The sequence below is a fragment of the Corynebacterium sp. TUM25020 genome, assembly GCF_056388495.1.
Window position 1 is genome coordinate 386,152 of record NZ_JBWJFG010000001.1, and the last position, 18,358, is coordinate 404,509.

General features: G+C 58.5%; 16 protein-coding genes. 9 read left to right on the top strand and 7 right to left on the bottom strand.

The window, feature by feature from the left end; all coding sequences use genetic code 11:
• Positions 1-4: 4 nt before the first annotated feature.
• Together AC05K6_RS01705 and AC05K6_RS01710 are read right to left on the bottom strand one after the other, a co-directional pair.
• Positions 5-700: an energy-coupling factor ABC transporter ATP-binding protein gene (locus AC05K6_RS01705; protein ID WP_473963214.1), complete on the bottom strand. Its 696-nt coding sequence runs from the start codon at positions 698-700 to the stop codon at positions 5-7.
• 1 nt (position 701) lies between these two features.
• On the bottom strand, positions 702-1,292 hold the full coding sequence (locus tag AC05K6_RS01710) for a biotin transporter BioY (RefSeq protein WP_293790189.1): 591 nt from the start codon (positions 1,290-1,292) through the stop codon (positions 702-704).
• 74 nt (positions 1,293-1,366) lie between these two features.
• Here AC05K6_RS01710 and AC05K6_RS01715 point away from each other — a divergent pair, with 74 nt between their 5' ends.
• The 5 genes from AC05K6_RS01715 (at position 1,367) to AC05K6_RS01735 (ending at position 5,844) form a co-directional block, all read left to right on the top strand.
• A complete protein-coding gene (locus AC05K6_RS01715; protein ID WP_293790192.1) occupies positions 1,367-1,573 on the top strand; it encodes a DUF3046 domain-containing protein in 207 nt (68 codons plus the stop codon).
• Positions 1,574-1,839: 266 nt separating this feature from the next.
• On the top strand, positions 1,840-2,967 hold the full coding sequence (gene recA / locus AC05K6_RS01720; RefSeq protein ID WP_473963215.1) for a recombinase RecA: 1,128 nt from the start codon (positions 1,840-1,842) through the stop codon (positions 2,965-2,967).
• Positions 2,951-3,547: a recombination regulator RecX gene (gene recX / locus AC05K6_RS01725; RefSeq protein WP_476727589.1), complete on the top strand. Its 597-nt coding sequence runs from the start codon at positions 2,951-2,953 to the stop codon at positions 3,545-3,547. Before recA ends, recX begins: the two co-directional genes overlap by 17 nt.
• A gap of 67 nt (positions 3,548-3,614) precedes the next feature.
• The gene (gene miaB, locus AC05K6_RS01730) at positions 3,615-5,141 is read left to right on the top strand and encodes a tRNA (N6-isopentenyl adenosine(37)-C2)-methylthiotransferase MiaB (protein WP_448308252.1); all 1,527 of its coding nucleotides are present in this window, start codon (positions 3,615-3,617) and stop codon (positions 5,139-5,141) included.
• Positions 5,134-5,844: an Rv2732c family membrane protein gene (locus AC05K6_RS01735; protein WP_473963216.1), complete on the top strand. Its 711-nt coding sequence runs from the start codon at positions 5,134-5,136 to the stop codon at positions 5,842-5,844. The genes miaB and AC05K6_RS01735 overlap by 8 nt, the downstream gene beginning before the upstream one ends.
• Here AC05K6_RS01735 and AC05K6_RS01740 read toward each other — a convergent pair.
• Complete coding sequence (locus AC05K6_RS01740) at positions 5,841-7,160, bottom strand: DUF349 domain-containing protein (RefSeq protein ID WP_476727590.1); 1,320 nt, start codon at positions 7,158-7,160, stop codon at positions 5,841-5,843. The two genes, AC05K6_RS01735 and AC05K6_RS01740, sit on opposite strands and share 4 nt — an antisense overlap.
• Positions 7,161-7,256: 96 nt before the next feature.
• Between AC05K6_RS01740 and miaA the strand changes: the two genes are divergently transcribed.
• Positions 7,257-8,183 (top strand): tRNA (adenosine(37)-N6)-dimethylallyltransferase MiaA, encoded by a 927-nt coding sequence (gene miaA, locus AC05K6_RS01745; RefSeq protein WP_476727591.1) that lies wholly within the window; start codon positions 7,257-7,259, stop codon positions 8,181-8,183.
• Between the two features lie 15 nt (positions 8,184-8,198).
• Positions 8,199-9,065, top strand: a complete 867-nt coding sequence (dapF, locus tag AC05K6_RS01750) for a diaminopimelate epimerase (protein ID WP_476727592.1) — start codon at positions 8,199-8,201, stop codon at positions 9,063-9,065.
• A 7-nt stretch (positions 9,066-9,072) separates the two neighbouring features.
• Here the strand turns inward: dapF and AC05K6_RS01755 are convergent, their stop codons facing one another.
• On the bottom strand, positions 9,073-9,852 hold the full coding sequence (locus tag AC05K6_RS01755) for a hypothetical protein (protein ID WP_476727593.1): 780 nt from the start codon (positions 9,850-9,852) through the stop codon (positions 9,073-9,075).
• Positions 9,853-9,920: 68 nt separating this feature from the next.
• Here AC05K6_RS01755 and hflX point away from each other — a divergent pair, with 68 nt between their 5' ends.
• Positions 9,921-11,366, top strand: coding sequence for a GTPase HflX (hflX, locus tag AC05K6_RS01760; protein WP_473963221.1), 1,446 nt, complete (start codon positions 9,921-9,923; stop codon positions 11,364-11,366).
• Here hflX and AC05K6_RS01765 read toward each other — a convergent pair.
• On the bottom strand, positions 11,363-12,163 hold the full coding sequence (locus AC05K6_RS01765; RefSeq protein ID WP_293790222.1) for a DeoR/GlpR family DNA-binding transcription regulator: 801 nt from the start codon (positions 12,161-12,163) through the stop codon (positions 11,363-11,365). The genes hflX and AC05K6_RS01765 overlap by 4 nt on opposite strands.
• A gap of 60 nt (positions 12,164-12,223) precedes the next feature.
• The gene (gene lexA, locus AC05K6_RS01770; protein WP_293790225.1) at positions 12,224-13,009 is read right to left on the bottom strand and encodes a transcriptional repressor LexA; all 786 of its coding nucleotides are present in this window, start codon (positions 13,007-13,009) and stop codon (positions 12,224-12,226) included.
• A 713-nt stretch (positions 13,010-13,722) separates the two neighbouring features.
• Here lexA and nrdR point away from each other — a divergent pair.
• Entirely contained in the window at positions 13,723-14,214 is a 492-nt protein-coding gene (gene nrdR / locus AC05K6_RS01775; protein ID WP_473963224.1) for a transcriptional regulator NrdR, read from the top strand.
• Here nrdR and hrpA read toward each other — a convergent pair.
• Positions 14,211-18,146 (bottom strand): ATP-dependent RNA helicase HrpA, encoded by a 3,936-nt coding sequence (gene hrpA / locus AC05K6_RS01780; RefSeq protein WP_476727594.1) that lies wholly within the window; start codon positions 18,144-18,146, stop codon positions 14,211-14,213. The two genes, nrdR and hrpA, sit on opposite strands and share 4 nt — an antisense overlap.
• Positions 18,147-18,358: the final 212 nt, after the last annotated feature.

Below are 18,358 nucleotides of genomic sequence, written 5' to 3' on the forward strand. Positions count from 1 at the left end.
GCCTCTATCCGCCGAAGCTGGCCACGTAGTCGGCGATAACTTTGTCCGCAGGTCCATCCCCGCGTACCGTACCCTCATCGATCCATAGCACTCGTTCCATGTCCTCCAAAAGTTCCAGATCGTGGGAAACCACAATCAGCTGCTGTGGGAGATTAGCCAGGGTGGCGGCGATCATGCGCCTATTGCCGAGGTCGAGCAGAGTCGTGGGTTCGTCAGCAATCACCAGCTCAGGCTCGACGATTAGTACGGAAGCGAGAGCTAGCAATTGCTTTTCACCGCCGGAGAGAAAGTGTGGCGAGGCATCAGCCAGGTGCTCCAGTCCCATGTCATGCAGCATTGCCTCGACTTTATCGCTTCGCTCGCGGCCGTTCTTGGAGATCGTACGCAGCGAAAACGCGATATCTTCGGCAACCGTCGGCATGATGATCTGGTTGTCGGCGTCGCTAAATACAAAACCGACCTTCTTGCGCACCTGGCGTCCGCGTTTGGTGACATTGAGGCCATCGACGAGAACCTGTCCGGTTGTTGGATCGGCCAGGCCATTAATGAGCCGGACTAGCGTGGATTTTCCGGAACCATTGGAGCCGATAATGCCGATGCGTCGTTCGCTTAATGTCAGGGTGATGTCGTGTAGAACGGTACGTTGACCTGCGGTGCCGTCGAAAGTGACGCCCACCTGGTCAAACTCAATGACGGGCATGTTAGGCCTTGCGCTTGGTCGGCAGCAGGTCGGGGACTGCCTTGGTCACAGCCAGGGCTATGGCGACGGCTAGCGTTACCTTGATTAGGTCTCCGGGGATGAACGGGCCATTGGTAGCGAGCGCGGTGCCGAGGCCGTAATCGAGGCGAACCATGAGGCCGACGGTACCGCAGATGTATTGGATGATCACGCCTACGATGCCAGCAAGGAAGAACACTGTGGCGCGGCCCTTAGAGTTGCGCGGCGCGTATTGGGCAATAAGGCCGATTACGAAGGCGGCGATGACGTAGCCGACGATGTATCCGACAGTGGGGCCGGCGACGGCAGCTGCGGCGGGTTTCCATCCGGCCATGTTGGGAACACCAACGAAGCCGACGGCGATGAACAGGGTGGTGGCCAGGCCGCCGCGCCAGAAGCCGAGAATGAGAGAGGCGAGGACGATGCCCATGTTTTGGAGAACGATAGGCACGCCGGAGATACCGACGGGAAACTGTACGCCACCGAGGACGATGATAAGTGCGGCGAAAACAGCAATGTATGCGAGGTCTACCGCTTTGAATTTTGTAGTTTCGGAGGTTGACATAAATGCCATATTAATCGGGATTGCGTTCAGACTTGAACACTGTTCAAGAAGTGTGGGGGGACGGGGGTGTAGATTGGGGAGCTATGCGCAGAACAGAGTTTGACCGACTAACCGAGGGGGAATTCGGCGATAGCTTCCGCGCTTTTATCGCAGATACCCATGTGCTGAGTTCCCTGGGGGATACGCCCGCAGCGCTAATCGAACAAGGGTATGATCCGCGCGATGTATGGATCGCTTTATGTGAGGACTTCGATGTTCCGGAAGAGCGCCGTTTAGGTGAGGATATCTAGTGTTGCTGGTTGTTTCTTATTGACGCCTACGTTGTGAGTCGCTAGGGCAATTGATTAAACAATCGAACAAAGGTTCGTGTAGGGTGTGTGTCGGAACGATGGTTGTCCGCATGGTCGAGTACAACTATCTATGAACCTTTTCGAAGCACCCTCGGTCTAAGGGGATCGGGGGTGCAAAGAAGATGGTAGCTATCACGCAAGAAGCGCAGGATGCGCAAATAAAACAAGGCAATCTAGACACAGCAGATGTAAGGAGTAGCAACTCTATGCCACCGAAGAAGAAGCAGACTGCCGCGGCGGGGAAGGATCGGTCTAAGGCTCTGGAGCTTGCAATGGCGCAGATCGAAAAGGATTTCGGTAAAGGCGCCATCATGCGTCTGGGCGACGATACCCGCCCGCCAATTCAGGCGATCTCCTCCGGCAATATCGCTATTAATGCGGCTCTGGGTATCGGTGGATTTCCGCGTGGTCGCGTGGTTGAGATCTATGGCCCAGAGTCCTCCGGTAAGACGACCGTGGCGCTGCATGCGATTGCGGAGGCACAGCGTGCAGGCGGCATTGCGGCTTTCGTCGATGCTGAGCATGCGCTCGATCCGGAATATGCTCGCGCTCTAGGTGTAGATACTGACGCGCTGCTGGTATCGCAGCCGGATACTGGCGAACAAGCGCTGGAGATTGCGGATATGCTGATCCGCTCCGGCGCGATCGACATTATTGTTGTGGACTCGGTAGCGGCATTGACGCCCAAGGCGGAGATCGATGGCGAGATGGGCGATTCTCACGTCGGATTGCAGGCTCGCCTTATGAGCCAGGCGCTGCGCAAGATGACCGGTGCGCTATACCAGACAGGCACGACGGCGATCTTTATCAACCAGCTACGCGAGAAGATCGGCGTTATGTTCGGCTCCCCGGAGACCACCACCGGCGGTAAGGCCCTGAAGTTCTACGCTTCCGTACGCTGTGACATTCGCCGGATCCAGGCGCTAAAGGACGGCCAGGACGTAGTGGGTAACCGCACCCGTTTGAAGATCGTGAAGAACAAGGTTTCGCCGCCATTTAAGATTGCAGAGTTCGACATCCTCTACGGTGAGGGTATTTCGCGCGAGGGCTCGATCATTGACCTAGGCGTGGAGACCGGATTGATCAAGAAGTCCGGGTCTTGGTTTACCTATGACGGAGACCAACTGGGCCAGGGCAAGGAGAAGGCCCGTGAGTTCTTGAAGAACAACCCGGATCTTTCGGCCGAGTTGGAAGATCGCATCGCCCGCGAGTTGAAGATCGGCCCGTACGCGAAAATGAAGGACGAGTCGGGCGAAGGTGCTACCGACGAGCAGTTGGATGAAGATAAGCCGATCGAACTGAGCCCGAATTTCGACGATGACGGCGAAGAGTAGCGAGCGCGAACAGAAGATCGATGCCCTACGGCAGGCAATTGCCAACTATTCGCCCAGCGAAGGCGGGGGATTGGTAGATGCCGCGGAAGAGGAAAGACTTGCGCCGATCAAAGCCAAGGCTGTTCGCCTAATAAACCACCGAGCCAGATCTACTGAGGAGCTACGACGTCGACTGCTGGATGCTGACTTCGAGCCTGAGGGCGTAGAGGAGGTCATCCGCCGCTGTACAGAAAGCCGCATGCTCGACGATGCTGCCTTCGCTTGCGAATGGGTGCGCCAGCGGGAGAGAAATCAGAAAAAGTCCGTCGCTGTGCTGCGCCGAGAGCTGCAGCGCAAGGGTATTGCCCCGGCTGTTATCGAGGAAGCGCTGGATCAGGTAGACGATGACTCCCAGGAACAGATCTTGCAGGAACTAGTGACGAAGAAGGCGGCCACCATCAAACACCCGCCCGCAGATCGCAAGGAATACGACAAGGCACTTCGCCGCGTGGTCGGGGTGGCGGCCAGGCGAGGGTTTCCGGAAGGCCTAGCTCTGCAGTTTGCGCGCCGCGCGCTAGATGCCCGAGTGGCGGACCTGTAGCGCGGCGTCGCCAAGCGAGCATCTGCCCTTTCGTAATCGCAGTGATCAAAGGGGTAGGGTAATCCACGTGACTCAGACGATTCAGACGCAAACGAGCCAGCCTCGCACCTACGAAGTGCGCACTTTTGGCTGCCAGATGAACGTCCACGATTCCGAGCGGCTATCCGGACTGCTGGAGGACTCCGGATACGTCCCCGCAGACGAGGGCGCAACGCCGGACGTGGTGGTGTTTAATACCTGCGCCGTCCGCGAAAACGCAGACAAACGGCTCTACGGCACGCTCGGCCAGATGAAAGCCATTAAGGACGAGCATCCGGGGATGCAGATTGCGGTTGGCGGCTGCATGGCGCAAAAGGACAAGCAAACCGTCGTGGAGAAAGCCCCGTGGGTAGACGTAGTATTCGGCACCCATAACCTGGGATCGCTGCCGACCCTGCTGGAGCGTTCCGCGCACAATCACAAGGCAGAGGTCGAGATTTTCGACTCGCTGGAAGAATTCCCCTCTGTGCTGCCCGCTAAGCGCGAGTCCGCTTATGCCGGGTGGGTATCAGTCTCCGTGGGCTGCAACAACACCTGTACTTTCTGCATCGTTCCCTCACTGCGTGGCAAGGAGCAGGATCGCCGTCCGGGGGAGATCCTCGCAGAGGTTAAGGCTCTCGTGGACCAGGGCGTAAGTGAAGTTACACTGCTCGGTCAAAACGTCAATGCTTATGGCGTTAACTTTGCCGACGAGACCCTCGAGCGCGACCGCACCGCATTCTCCAAGCTGCTGCGCGCCTGCGGAGAGATCGAAGGGCTCGAACGCCTACGCTTTACTAGCCCTCACCCAGCCGAGTTCACCGATGATGTCATCGATGCCATGGCCGAGACCCCGGTAGTATGCCCGCAGCTGCACATGCCGCTGCAATCCGGCTCGGACAAGGTGTTGAAGGACATGAAGCGCTCGTACCGATCCAAGAAGTTCCTAGCAATCCTGGATAAAGTGCGCGAACGAATCCCACATGCCGCGATCACCACCGACATCATCGTTGGCTTCCCAGGGGAAACTGAGGAGGACTTCCAGGCCACCATGGACGTGGTTGAAAAGGCGCGGTTCTCCAGTGCATTTACCTTCCAATACTCCCCGCGCCCTGGAACTCCAGCTGCAGAGATGGAGAACCAGGTGCCCAAGGCAGTTGTACAAGACCGCTACGAGCGCCTGCTCGCGCTGCAGGAGCGCATCAGCGAAGAGGAAAACCACAAGCTAATTGGCACTACACAAGAGCTGCTTGTGCAAGCCGATGGACGCAAGAATGACCGCACTCACCGTCGCTCGGGCCGTGCCCGCGATGGTCGACTCGTGCACTTCACCCCTGAGGGTGATATTCGTGCCGGTGACGTTGTGGAAGTCGTTATTAGTGACGCCGCGCCGCACTTCCTCATCGCCGACGGCGGAGTAGCGAACCATAGGCGCACCCGGGCAGGGGATATGACGGAGCTCGGCGAAACTCCGACGACGGCGCCGGTGGGCGTCGGACTAGGAATGCCGAGTCTGAAGAAGCCCGAGCCGACAACAGCGGGCGGATGCAACACAGGAGGATGCGGCTGTGAGTAGCCAAAACGAAAGCTCGAACACACCAGAGCAGGTGGATGAGCTGGCGCAGTACCGCGACGACTTGCGCGGTGCGGAACGTCGGATCGCAGGGCGAGTGGTGTTGGGAAGCTACCTTCCCATGATCATCTTTGGTTTCGTTGTGCCGCTCGTAATGATCTTCCTGCCTCACGCAGGCGAGGCGCGCGGCTTCGACGTGCTTTTTAACACCCCGGTGGCGCAGAATGAGCAGACGGCAATGCCGGAGATTATCTTCTCCTGGCTGCGCCTCACCGCCATACTGCTGACCATCGGCACGATCGTTTCGAAGTCGTGGCTGGTGGCATGGGCTAACTGGGCTTTTGCTGGCGTTGCCTGGTGGTACAACGTGTTTGCGGTGTGGGTACGCCAAACCCAGCCGCCAACTGCATCTGGCGAGGGGCCGGCTGTGCCATTGCTGTTTAGTCTGTTTGGCCTGACGGTACTGTTTATTGCACTATCCGCGGTGGTGTTTCAGAAGAACCCGCTACAGCGAGCTTTGGCAGCAGCTCGCCGCGAGGAAGCTCACAAGGACGAGGAATCTCGTCTTGCACAGCAGCGGCTGCGCATGGGAATTGAAGAACGCGAGGATGCAGTCATCGTGGATGATCGACGCGCCCGCGCGAAGGCCCGCCGCCAGCGCAAGGCCGAACAAGAATCCGCGCGGGAATCTGGGCAGGAAGACTAATCCTCTAAGGCAGCGGCAGCAGTGTCTGCCCACTCCTGCCACTGGGCAGCTTGGCCGCGGAGCTTTTCTGCCTTAGCGGACTTGCCGGCCTTGTCGGCTTCCTCGGCCTCGCGGTTGAACTGGTCGGCCTTCGCCTGGAACTGTGCTACGCGCGCCTGTGCCTCCGGGTCGGTGCGACGCCACTCGGCATCCGCGGCCTCCTCTACGCGCGATTCGAGGGACTTGATCTTGTCCTCAAACTCGCGGACGCGACCGCGGGGAACGTAGCCGATCTGCTCCCACTTCTCCTGTAGTTCGTGGAGAACCTTGCGAGCTTTGTCTAGACCGTGAGCCTGCGGATCGATCTTGGGGGAGTACTCGTCGATGAGCGACTGCTTGGCTTCCGCGTTTGCCTCGAATTCTTTGTCGCGCTCGGCACTGTCGGCCTTACGGGCGGCGAAGAATACGTCCTGAGCCTTGCGGAAACGCTCCCATAGCTGATCGTCGACGTTGCGGGGTGCACGGCCAGCGGCTTTCCACTGGCTCATGAGCTCCCGGAACTTGGCGCTGGTCGCACCCCACTCCGTGGAATCCTGTAGCGCCTCAGCCTGCTCAATGAGTTCTTCCTTCTTCAGCCGTGCTCGCTCGCGATTGCGGTCCAGCTGATCGAAATGCGCCTGGCGATTGCGATTGAATTCGGAGCGAGCCTTGGAGAATCGCTTCCATAGTTCGTCATCGGTGGAGCGCTCGACGCCCTTGATGCCGCGCCATTGCTCAACGATGGCGCGGATGCGCTCACCGCTGCGCTTCCAATTCACAGTGGTCGGATCCGCCGCGGCAATGCTCTCGACCTCAGTGAGCAGCTCTTCTTTTTGCGCCAGGGCGGAATCGCGGCGCTGCTGCTTAGCTTCTGCAACCTGCTGTTCCGCGGTCTCGGTGCGCTGTGAAATTTTTTCCAGGCGTGCATCGAGCGCCGGAATATCCCCGATGACTGCGGCAGTGCTGAGCGACTGCTGCAGGATCTTCGCGTCATGGCGAATGGTCTGAGCCTGTTCCGGGTGGCTTTCCAGACGAGCCTCAAGCATTTTGACCTCGGTGCTGAGGTCATCGTACCGGGCACCGAAGTGCGCCAGCCCCTCCTGCGGAGTGCCTGCCTTATACTCACCAATCTGGCGTTCACCGTTGGCGGTCTTTACCCACGCCACACCATCCTGATCCACGCGGCCGAACTTCGCCGGATCGTTCTTGGGGATTGTGACGCCCCCAGCCGGAGCTCCCTTCGATCCGGGCTTCGGGCCGGGCTTGGGTGCCGGGCGAGAATTCGTGGGCTCAGTCATTGCGGAAACTCCTACCTCAAACCAAAACATGCCAATCGCCTTATGCAAGGCAATGAAGTAATTATTACATCAGCTGCACCGCTACACTATGTTTCTATGAGTTCTTCCGCTCAGATTCGCCCTGTCGCCGTCGTTGGCCCTACCGCGTCCGGTAAGACGGCAATCTCTCTGGAACTGGCCAAGCGGCTGGACGGGGAGGTAGTGAACATCGACTCCATGCAGCTGTACCGGGGCATGGATATCGGCACGGCAAAGGTGCCGGTAGAGCAGCGGCAGGGTATTCCGCACCATCAGCTGGACATATGGCCGGTCACTAAGCCCGCGAGTGTAGCCGAGTACCGGATGGGGGCGATTGCGACGGTGGAAGAAATTTTTTCGCGGGGCAAAACCCCCATCATCGTCGGTGGTTCAATGATGTACGTCCAGGCCCTCGTGGACGAGTGGGACTTCCCGCCGACGGATCCGGCTGTGCGTGAAAAATGGCAGCGCCGGCTGGATGAACGTGGCGTCGCCGCTATGCATCAACACCTCGCGACGATAGATCCCGAGGCGGCCCGCGTTATCGAAGACAACGATCCGCGACGCACAGTCCGCGCCTTGGAGGTCATCGAACTCACAGGTAAACCTTTTGCTGCTTCCCAGCCTCCGAAGAATTCGGTGCCCCGGTGGAACATGCGTCTGCTGGGGTTGAATGCCCCCGCTGAATGGCTTAATCCCCGCATCGAAATGCGAGTGCGCCAGATGTTTGACCACGGGCTGGTGGAAGAGGTTCGCTCGCTGGTCGGCGAGGGGCTGGTCCGCGAGTCCACCGCCGGGCAGGCGATTGGCTATGCCCAGGTATTGGATTACTTCGCGGGTGAACTTACGTACGAGGAGGCAGTCGAGCGCACCATTACTGGCACCCGGCGCTATGCTCGACGGCAGCGTTCTTGGTTCCGCAGAGACAAGCGCATTGTTTGGATTGACGCTGACTCTCCCGATCCTGTCCGCGCCGCAGTGGACGCAATGGGAGTTGACATCTAGGTAGGAGTGTTCTGCATGATCGACTTTATTAAGGCCCACGGTACGGAGAACGACTTTGTTGTCCTGATGGATGAGGCAATCGAGGTGAACCTCACCGAGGATCGTGTGCGACACTTGGCTGATCGCCGCACCGGCATCGGCGGCGATGGCGTGATCCGCATTGGCACCGGTGAGGCGCTGGTAGGTGCCGGTGTGCTGGACCGCCTGCCCGACGGCGTGCACGGCGACGAGTGGTTCATGGACTACCGCAACGCGGATGGCTCGCTGGCGGAGATGTGCGGCAATGGCGTGCGCGCTTTCGCGCACGTGCTGTGCCGACAGGGGAAAGTTACTGTCGGCGAACAGGTCGGCATTGGCACCCGGGCGGGCCGCAAGCTGGTGAAGGTGCACGAGCTGAGTGGAGAAAACCAGGAACACGCGATCGTGAGCGTGGACATGGGCGCCCCGGAAGTGCTGGGTGTTTCTACCGCACAGGTGGGCGACATGAAGGTCGCGGGGCTAAGCGTGGATATGGGCAACCCGCACCTAGCCGCGGTGGTGCCCAACCTCACGGCGCTGGAGCTGCAGAAGCTGCCGATCGACCAGCAGGTGCAGTTCGATCCTGAGTTTTTCCCGGCGGGGGTGAATCTGGAAGTTCTTACGCCTCTAGACGATGCGGGTGCGGTGCACATGCGCGTTCACGAGCGCGGTGTGGGGGAAACTCGCTCGTGTGGAACCGGTACTGTGGCAGCTGCTGTGGCTGCTCTTGCTGATGCCGAACGGGCCACAGGTACAGTCACCGTGCATGTTCCCGGTGGTGACGTGCAGGTGGAGGTCTCCGAGGGCGGCTCCGTGCTCCGCGGTCCCTCGGCGATCGTGGCGTGGGGAACGACTGTGCTTTAACGGCTTTCTAGTGGCCGCCGCAGCCACAGCTGCCGGAGCCGCAGTCGCCGCCGCATCCGGCGGCCTCCACCGTGCTGGCGGTGAACTGTACGGTACCCGACACGATGAGTGGTGCGCCGGACTGCGTGGTTGCCTCGTCGACGGCATCTGCGGGCAATACGACGGTGAACTCGAAGGGGGAGGCCACCGTCGCGGTCCAGAACTTCTGGCCTGTCAGGGCGTTGATTTTCTGAGACCAGCCGGAAGCCTCCACCGCGATCTCCGCCGTGGCGTGCGGGGTGGTGGCAGGGGAGTTGATGTCCTGCAGACCGGTTGATTCCACCACGCCAACCTTCAGCCCTCCGTCCTTGGCGAACTCAGTCGAATTCGCGTACACGTGCACGGAGCTCCCCAAAGCCCCAATGTGGAACTGGTGGTACTCCAACGTGGGGGCGTCCACAAGCAAAGGGCCTTGAGCGATGGTGGCGGTGAGGGAGGCGATTGTGGGTGCCTGCTGCCCAGCGATCTGCAACATCGGACTGTCGTCAACCACATCGAGTACTCCGATGATGTCATTCAGCATCGAGAGGTGAGCAGTGGTGGCAGGCCCGCCGGAGTAGCTGGCGAAGGAGCCGAAGGGCTCGACGGCCAGGACGACCATGCGGGCGCCTGAGGGGTCATCGAACTGCAGAACCTGGCCGCCGCGAACCTCGCCTGATACACCGAGGCTGCCGGAGCCGTAGGCGGCCTCCAGCGCTTCTTGCCACTTCGGGAAATCCATGCCAATGCTGCGAAGTTCAGGAATCATGCAAACCACTCTAGTCCGCTGCACCAAATTTCCTATTTAGTGCCCCTGACAGGTAAAAATAGTCCTTAATGACGGAACAGACCGAACACACTACACACTCCTTCGCCCCTACACCTGACCCCACAGTCGGCGAGCTCGATCTCGAAGCACGCTCTAGCCTGCGGCGGCTTTCCCGCGGCGTAAGCACCTACACCGATGAGCAATCGGACGGCTACGACGTTGAATACCGAAAGCTCAGACTGGAGAAAGTCGTGCTGGTCGGCGTGTGGACCTCTGGCACGATTGCGCAGGTGGAAGCGAACCTGGAGGAGTTGCGCGCACTGGCAGAAACAGCGGGCTCCGAGGTGACGGAGATGCTGTACCAGCGGCGCGACAAGCCGGATTCTGGCACCTATATCGGGCGCGGCAAGGTCGAGGAACTGAAGGCTGTCGTATTGGAGACCGGCGCTGATACCGTCGTCTGCGATGGTGAGTTGAGCCCCGGCCAAATGATCGCGCTGGAAAAGGCGCTCGACGTCAAGGTTATTGACCGCACCATGTTGATCCTCGATATCTTCGCCCAGCACGCGAAGTCCAAAGAGGGCAAGGCACAGGTAGCGCTTGCGCAAATGGAGTACCTCATTACGCGCGTTCGTGGTTGGGGCGGTGCGCTTTCCCGCCAGGCCGGTGGACGCGCTGGCTCCAATGGCGGTGTAGGTCTGCGCGGTCCCGGTGAGACGAAGATCGAAGCCGACCGTCGCCGCCTGCGCTCCGAGATGGCGAAGCTGCGCAAAGAAATTGCTGCAATGAAAACCTCTCGAGAGGTAAAGCGCGAGCGACGCGATGCTTCTGCGATTCCGCAGATCGCGATCGCCGGGTACACCAATGCTGGTAAGTCTTCGCTCATCAACGCATTGACGGGTGCGGGAGTACTGGTAGAAGACGCACTATTTGCCACCCTGGATCCGACCACCAGGCGGGCAAACCTGGCTGATGGTCGGTCCGTGGTTTTTAGCGACACGGTTGGATTCGTGCGTCACCTCCCCACGCAGTTGGTTGAAGCTTTCCGCTCGACCTTGGAGGAGGTTCTGGCAGCCGACGTGGTTTTGCACGTTGTGGATGGTTCCGATCCTTTCCCACTGGAGCAGATCAAGGCTGTGAACACAGTGATCGGCGGGATCGTCGAGGAATCCGGACAGGAGGCGCCACCGGAAATTCTGGTGGTGAACAAGATCGATACCGCGGACCCACTGGTGCTCGCCGAACTACGTCACCGAGTGCCGGATGCCGTCTTTGTGTCGGCGAAAACAGGTGAAGGGATTGCCGAGCTGGAGGCTCAGCTGGAGTTGTTCCTGAATTCCCTGGATTCCCATGTCACGTTGCACGTGCCTTTTGACCGCGGCGATATCGTGGCCAAAGTCCACGAACTGGGAACGGTAATTGCAGAGGACTATGACGCAGAGGGAACGAAACTAGAGGTTCGTTTGCCGAATGTAGTGGCAGGGGAGTTGCAGGAGTTCAGAGCCGCAGACTAGCTGCCAAAGCTGACGTCGATACCGAGATTGCGCAGCTCGGAAACGTAGGGCTGTGGAGCGTCCTCGTCGGTCACGACGGCACTGATGTCCTGGATAGTTGCGAAGCTCACCAGATAGTCCAGGCCAAACTTCGTGGAATCGCACAGAGCGACTACGCGGTCGGAGTTTGCCACCATAGAGCGCTTGATTGCTCCTTCTTGGGCATCGGGAGTGGATAGCCCATGATCGATAGTAAGGGCATTGGTTCCAATGAATGCAACATCGGCATGGAGGACGCCGAGGGCGCGGGTGGCAAGGTCGCCAACGACGGCCTGAGACAGGGCGCGGACGTGCCCACCGATTAGTTGGACATCGCAACGGGGGGATTCCGCCAATGTGGTGGCAATAAAGAAAGAGTTCGTGACGATATTGAGCTTCGGTGCCATCAGCTTGGGATCGTTTGTGGCATTGGCTTCGGCGATGGCCTCGGCAAAGACGCCCGTGGTGGTACCTGCATCGATGAAGATGGTGCTGCCTGTTTCCGGAAGGAGCTTTACTGCAGCTTGGGCGATTGACCGCTTGGCTCCGAGAGATGCCTTTGAACGTGTGGCAAGAGTGGTGAAGTCTGTACGGAAATTCTGCGCCGGAACCGCTCCGCCGTGGATGCGGAAGAGCTCACCGCCGTCAGAGAGAATCGCGAGGTCGCGGCGAATTGTTTCCGCGGTGACGCCGAACTTCTCCGCCAGTTCATTCACAGTAACCCTGCCGTGAATGGCGGTGAGGGAGGCTATTTGACGGCGCCGTTCTGCTGATTCCATAGGCGCTACTTTAGTGCCAAGCGGGTCGGAGACGGCGGCGTCAGAACCAATAGGGGGGAGCTAAATCTTGCGCAGAACCGCTGCGACCTTACCTAGGATGGTTGCTTCCTCGGCAGGGATAGGTTCGAACAGGGGGTTGTGGGGGATAAGCCACAGTCCGTCGGCATCCTTTTGGAACTCCTTTACGGTGGCCTCACCGTCGATCATGGCGGCGACAAAATCGCCGAACTCGGCGACGGCCTGGGAGCGAACCACGACCCAGTCTCCGTTGAAGATGCCGGCATCATGCATAGACTCGCCCACGACCTGCAACAAGAAGAGCTCTCCGCTACCTACCAACTCCTGTGGTAGTGGGAAGTGAGCCTCAACATTTTGCTCTGCAAGGATCGGGGCGCCAGCGGCGATCTGCCCCACAACCGGGACGTAGGTGGCCTCTGGCATGAGCTCTCCCTCGTCGGAAGTCGGGGGCGGAGTAGCTGCTTGCGGCGTGGGTTTAGTCTGGGCCGGGAGTTGCACGCCGTCGAAGGAGCGCACATCAACCGCGCGAGGTCGCTTGCCATCGCGGCGTAGATGTCCGCGCTTCTCCAGCTGGGTGAGATGATAAGAAACCGATGACGTCGAGTGCAGTCCTACAGCATCGGCAATTTCGCGAATACTTGGCGGGTAACCGCGGATGACCGTCGAATCGCGAATGACTTCGAGAATGCGGCGCTGGCGAGTGCTTAGGGCTGGCTTCTTACCGTCCTTCTGAGCTTGCTTCTCCGCACGCTTGTCAGCCTCGGACTTCGGAGGACGCCCAAGCTTAGGGCGAGGGGAAGGGCTTTCGGTGGGTTGGTCGGTGGACACGGTTATACCTCATTCCGGCGGGGTCTCTTTATCGGTATTTCGCGATCTGCATCCACACTACCCGAAATAGAACGCATTTCTAGTATATGTGTTCGAAAAAGTTTAGATTTGTCTAGACATGTTCGAACATGCGTGCTAAATTCTGTGCTGTGTTCGAGATTCGAACAGATGATCTAGAAACCAGAATTTTTGAAGTTCCCTGTCGGGCGTGAATGGTTCACTAGGGCAACAGCCAAGGGAATAAGACGTAGGCGCTAAGAGGCTTTGCTGATTAGCCTTACGTCGCATTGTAAAGGAGTAGCCACATGACCACCTCGATCATCCGTCCCGCAACTACTGTCCAGTCTGCATCGCATGTCCGTGTGCTTCCTGATGATCGGGTTGCGCCACTGCGTAGGCCTCAAGTTCTTAAGCCTAATTGGGAAGTACTGGATTCTAGGGGTAATTCGAACACCTTTAGGTATTCTTCTGCACCTGTTGCGCGTTCGATTCCGCGCCGCAAGATGGATCGCATCTCCGGCGCAAACGAATGCCTGTTCGACAATCAAATGGGATGGGTAGATAGAGTTCGCGCACGAACGGAGCGAATCATTCACTCGCCTGGTGGAACCGCGGTCTCCCTTGGAGTGATGTCCACGCTGCTTGGGTTTGCGCCTCTTCTCATCCCATAGTTCAGCTTCTGCGTCGGGGGAGGGGCGACTAAGCTGAGAAGGGTGTTGTGCCCCTCCTGTAGCTCAGATTCATCCCGCGTTGTTGATTCGCGATCCATTGAGATGGGTGTTTCTATCCGACGTCGTCGCGAATGCAGTCAATGCCAGACCCGCTTCACCACTATTGAAAGGTCTGTTCTGTTGGTAGTGAAGCGCAATGGAGTGACCGAGGAATTCAGTAGAGAAAAAGTTATCAAGGGCGTGCGTCGGGCATGTCAGGGGCGCGACGTCTCCGACGACGCATTAAAGCGTTTGGCGCACGAAGTGGAACAAGCCGTCCGAGTGACTCATGGTTCCCAAGTACCCGCAAACCAGATCGGCCTGGCGATCTTGGATCCACTCCGAACCTTGGACGAAGTGGCTTATCTCCGTTTCGCCTCCGTGTATAAGTCTTTTAATTGTGCCGAAGACTTCGAGCAGGAAATCGAATCGCTGCGTGCCCACCGCCAGTCTCTAGCCCAGCATCCTGAAGAGTCTGAAGGCAACGACAGCTAACGGATCTTCTCCAATTTCTTACGGATACGCTGCAGGGATACCGAATGCGCTGTGCCTAGGTTCTGCGCAAAGAGGCTAACTCGAAACTCCTCGATCATCCAGCGCACCTCCTTGATCTGTGGGGAGGCAGCCCTCGCCGTTGGGAGCCGCTTCTTCGTCTTTTCCAAGAGATCAAAAGCCTCTTGAACCTCTTCGTCCAGATCCTCTTCCTTGTCTGGATCCGTCTTCATCATTTCCAATCGAGCGCGCATGGCCTCCACATAGCGCGGAACATGGCGCATGTGCTCAATGCCATTGCGGGCGATGGCATGCTTGCCCAGGAAGAAATCGAGTTGCTTACGCATATCTTCGATGGCATCTCCCGACCAACCCTTCAATTCCGCTGACATGTCCGCAACGGCCAGCACAGCGGGTGCTAGGGCTACCACGTATTGTCGCACGCGCCCGGGCCCTTGAGAGCGAGCTACACCCACCACCTCTTCGCACTTTTCTGGGTCGCGCACCACAGGCCCCAGCTTCATAAGCATGTCTCGGCAGGCCAGAGCCACCACATCGCTGACTAGCCCATCGACGCCCCCGTCGATCTGCTCCATAGCCACGCGTTGACGTAGCGGCAAGCCCTTAATCATTTGCTTTGGGGACACCGAACAAGCGTTGACCATCATGTTCAGCACGGTCGTAAACTGCTGCCCATCCGCAGCCTGCTTGGTGGGGAAGGCTTTCAATGTCACGCCACTGTGTGAAGCGACGATAGCGGGATAGGTGTGCAGAGTTTGCCCGTCGACCACCGTTTCCACTGTCTCGGGAAGCACCCCGATGCCGTCCACTGTCCATGCCTCGGCGGTAGCCAGCACACCGCTCGACGTGCCGCCACGCTTCTTTTGTCGTTGAGGTGAATGCTGTGCAGCATCGCTGGGAGCTGCAGGCTTCGTCCGAGCTGCCGCCTGAGCAATCGCAGAAGTGACCTGGCCAGAAAGTTTGTTCTGGAGATATTGCAGGTCACGAGACTTCTCGATCACCTTTCCCCGCCGGTCAATGGCGGCAAATTGCATACGCAAGTGCTCCGGGACTCGGTTCCAATCGAAGTCCTGAGCCGTGATGCCCCGGCCTCCTAATTCGCGTAAAGCCTCTGCAAGTGCAAAACCAAACTCGCCGTCGAAGGGAACCATCTTCTTAAGGGCAGCGGCAGCAAAATTGCTGGCTGGCACGACGCTGGTGCGCAGTGGCTTCGGCAAGGAGCGGATCAGTGCGACCGCGAGTTCCTCACGCATACCGGCGACCAGCCAGCGTGTTTCGGGTTCGGAGACATTCGCCAGCAGCGGCAGGGGTACGCGCATGGTTATTCCATCGTCGGGGTCTCCCGGCAAGAACACATAGGATAGCTCGAACTCCAAGCTGCCCTGGCGCCACGCATCAGGGAACTCGTCGGCGGCCTTGGCAGCCTCTTGCGAGTCGATTAGCGCCTCAAGGGTGAAGTCCAACTGGTGTGGATCCTTGTGGCGAGTTTTCTTCCACCAAGAATCGAAATGTCGAGAGGAGACGATCTTCTCGGGCAAGCGGGCGTCATAAAAATCAAAAAGAGTTTGATCGTCGACAACGATATCGCGACGACGAGCCTTATCCTCCAGATCAGTAGCTTCGGCCAGCAGATTTTGGTTGTGGGAGAAGAAGTGGTGGCGAGTCTTCCAATCTCCCTCCACGAGGGCATGGCGGATAAAAAGCTCGCGGGCCAAAGGCCGGTCCACCTTGGAGGCATTAACCATCCTGTCCGCGACAATGGGTAGGCCCAAAAGCAGAACCTTTTCATGCACCATCGCCGCACCCCGCGAGGACGACCACACCGGCTCGGAGTAGTTGTACTTCACCATGTGTGGAGCAATTGATTCGATCCAGCTGGGGTCAATCGGCCCGACTGTGCGGGCAAAGACCTGCGACGTTTCCACCAGCTCCGCGGCCATAAGCCACTGTGGGGGCTTCTTTGACACATGCGAGGAGGGGTGCACGACGAAATGTGAGCCGCGAGTGCCGGTGAACTGTTTGGAATTTCCCTCCCGCATTCCCACGTGGGTGATCAGGCCGGTAAGAACTGCCTGGTGAACCAGATCCTCGTCGATGGCTTCCGGCTCAAAGACGAGCTCGCGCACATGGCGAATATTCGGAATCTTCCAGCCGAGATCTTGCACGACGGAGAGCATTTGGCGCACCAGATCCATCCATTCGCGCACGCGAACATAGTGAATGAACTCGCGCTGGCACAGCTTTCTAAACTTATTGGCCGAGAGATCCTGACGTTGTTCTTGCAGATAATTCCACAGCTTCAACAGGCTAATAAAGTCGGAGTTCGCCTTGAAACGCGCGTGCATTTCGTCGGCCTGTTGCTGCTTTTCCAAAGGTCTTTCGCGCACATCCTGAATCGATAGTGCGGAGATAATGACCGCGATCGTCTCAATGATGTTCTGCGCATGCCCAGCCACCAGCATGCGGGCTAGTCGCGGATCGGTGGGGATACGCGCCATGTCCCGGCCGATGTTTGTTAGCGTTGCTTCCTTTGTTGACGCCAACGCTCCAAGTTCCTGGAGTAGTGCAACACCGTCCCGGATCGACTTATTATCGGGTGCTTGAAGGAATGGGAAGCGTTGAATATCACCCAACCCAAGGGCGGCCATCGACAGGATGACGCTGGAAAGGTGAGTGCGCAGGATTTCCGGATCCGTGAACGCCGGACGAGCCTCGAAATCCTCCTCGGAGTACAAACGAATCGCGATGCCGTCGGCAATTCGACCCGAGCGACCCGAGCGTTGCTTGGCGCTGGCCTGGCTGATGGGCTCCACCGGCAAGCGCTGTACTTTTGTGCGGTGGGAGTAGCGGGAGATACGTGCAAAACCGGTGTCCACCACGTAATGAATACCCGGCACAGTCAGGGAGGTTTCCGCGATATTGGTCGCCAGGACGATGCGGCGGCGCGGGCCGGTACGGAAGACTCGGTGCTGTTCTGCATTCGACAAACGGCCGAACAACGGAAGCACATCCACCTTCCGTGCCCCTGAGGTTCCGGCGAATTCACCTTCTAAGGCTTCAGCAGCATCGCGAATTTCGCGCTCGCCGGAGAAGAAGCAAAGAATGTCGCCGTCGCCGGCGCGCATTAGCTCCTTGCACGCCGCCACGATTCCGTCCAAGGGGTCGGTCTCGACTTCCGTGATTTCGCCTGTCTTCGGGTTTTCGCGCTCGGTGATCAGAGGACGATAGCGAATCTCTACGGGGTAGGTGCGGCCAGAGACTTCGATGATGGGCGCGGGGGAGCCGTCGGCGTCAGCAAAGTGCTTGGCGAAGCTTTCCGGGTCGATCGTGGCCGAGGTGATGATCACCTTTAGATCCGGTCGCTTCGGCAGAAGCTGCTTGAGGTAGCCGAGAAGGAAGTCGATATTGAGGCTGCGCTCGTGTGCCTCGTCCACGATGATTGTGTCGTATTCGCGGAGTAGCCGGTCGCGCTGGATCTCGTTGAGCAACACGCCGTCTGTCATGAGTTTGACCGCGGTGTGCTTGGAAATTGTGTCGTCGAAGCGGATTTTGTAACCGACCAGGGAAGAATCCTCGCCGATTGTCTGGTCGAGTTCCTCGGCGATGCGTTCGGCTACGCTACGAGCCGCAATGCGACGCGGCTGGGTGTGGCCGATGACCTTGGTGCGGCCGCGGCCGATCTCTAGACACATCTTCGGAATCTGCGTGGTCTTACCCGAACCGGTTTCACCGGCGATGATGACCACCTGGTTTTCCTCAATGGCCTTTATGATGTCCGCGCGGCGTTCCGAGACAGGAAGGTCGGGGTAGGTGATCGGCGGGATCGTGCGGACAAACTTCGGACGTCGCTTGCGTGGACGTCGACGGGGGCGCCCCTTATGAGATGAGGAAGTCGGCCCTTTCGCGTCCGTCATTGTTAAAAATCACCCGTCTTGCTTGCCGGAGAAACCTGGAATGCCCATGTTTATATGGCTCGAAAAGGTTGATTTTAGCAGCGAGTGGGGTAGGGGAAGAACTCGATCTTTTGGGGCGCTTGCACCCCCAAAAGAACTTAGATTGAGGTAAATGTTTGCTTAAAGTATGAAAACCATCACATTTTTCCACGGGGCGAGTCTAAAGTTTCGTT

Coding starts and splice junctions, on each gene's coding strand:
- AC05K6_RS01755 (WP_476727593.1), bottom strand. CDS start 9,852: ATGATTCCTGAACTTCGCAGCATTGGCATGGATTTCCCGAAGTGGCAA.
- recA (WP_473963215.1), top strand. CDS start 1,840: ATGCCACCGAAGAAGAAGCAGACTGCCGCGGCGGGGAAGGATCGGTCT.
- AC05K6_RS01710 (WP_293790189.1), bottom strand. CDS start 1,292: ATGGCATTTATGTCAACCTCCGAAACTACAAAATTCAAAGCGGTAGAC.
- miaA (WP_476727591.1), top strand. CDS start 7,257: ATGAGTTCTTCCGCTCAGATTCGCCCTGTCGCCGTCGTTGGCCCTACC.
- dapF (WP_476727592.1), top strand. CDS start 8,199: ATGATCGACTTTATTAAGGCCCACGGTACGGAGAACGACTTTGTTGTC.
- AC05K6_RS01715 (WP_293790192.1), top strand. CDS start 1,367: ATGCGCAGAACAGAGTTTGACCGACTAACCGAGGGGGAATTCGGCGAT.
- recX (WP_476727589.1), top strand. CDS start 2,951: ATGACGGCGAAGAGTAGCGAGCGCGAACAGAAGATCGATGCCCTACGG.
- hflX (WP_473963221.1), top strand. CDS start 9,921: ATGACGGAACAGACCGAACACACTACACACTCCTTCGCCCCTACACCT.
- AC05K6_RS01705 (WP_473963214.1), bottom strand. CDS start 700: ATGCCCGTCATTGAGTTTGACCAGGTGGGCGTCACTTTCGACGGCACC.
- AC05K6_RS01740 (WP_476727590.1), bottom strand. CDS start 7,160: ATGACTGAGCCCACGAATTCTCGCCCGGCACCCAAGCCCGGCCCGAAG.
- AC05K6_RS01765 (WP_293790222.1), bottom strand. CDS start 12,163: ATGGAATCAGCAGAACGGCGCCGTCAAATAGCCTCCCTCACCGCCATT.
- hrpA (WP_476727594.1), bottom strand. CDS start 18,146: ATGACGGACGCGAAAGGGCCGACTTCCTCATCTCATAAGGGGCGCCCC.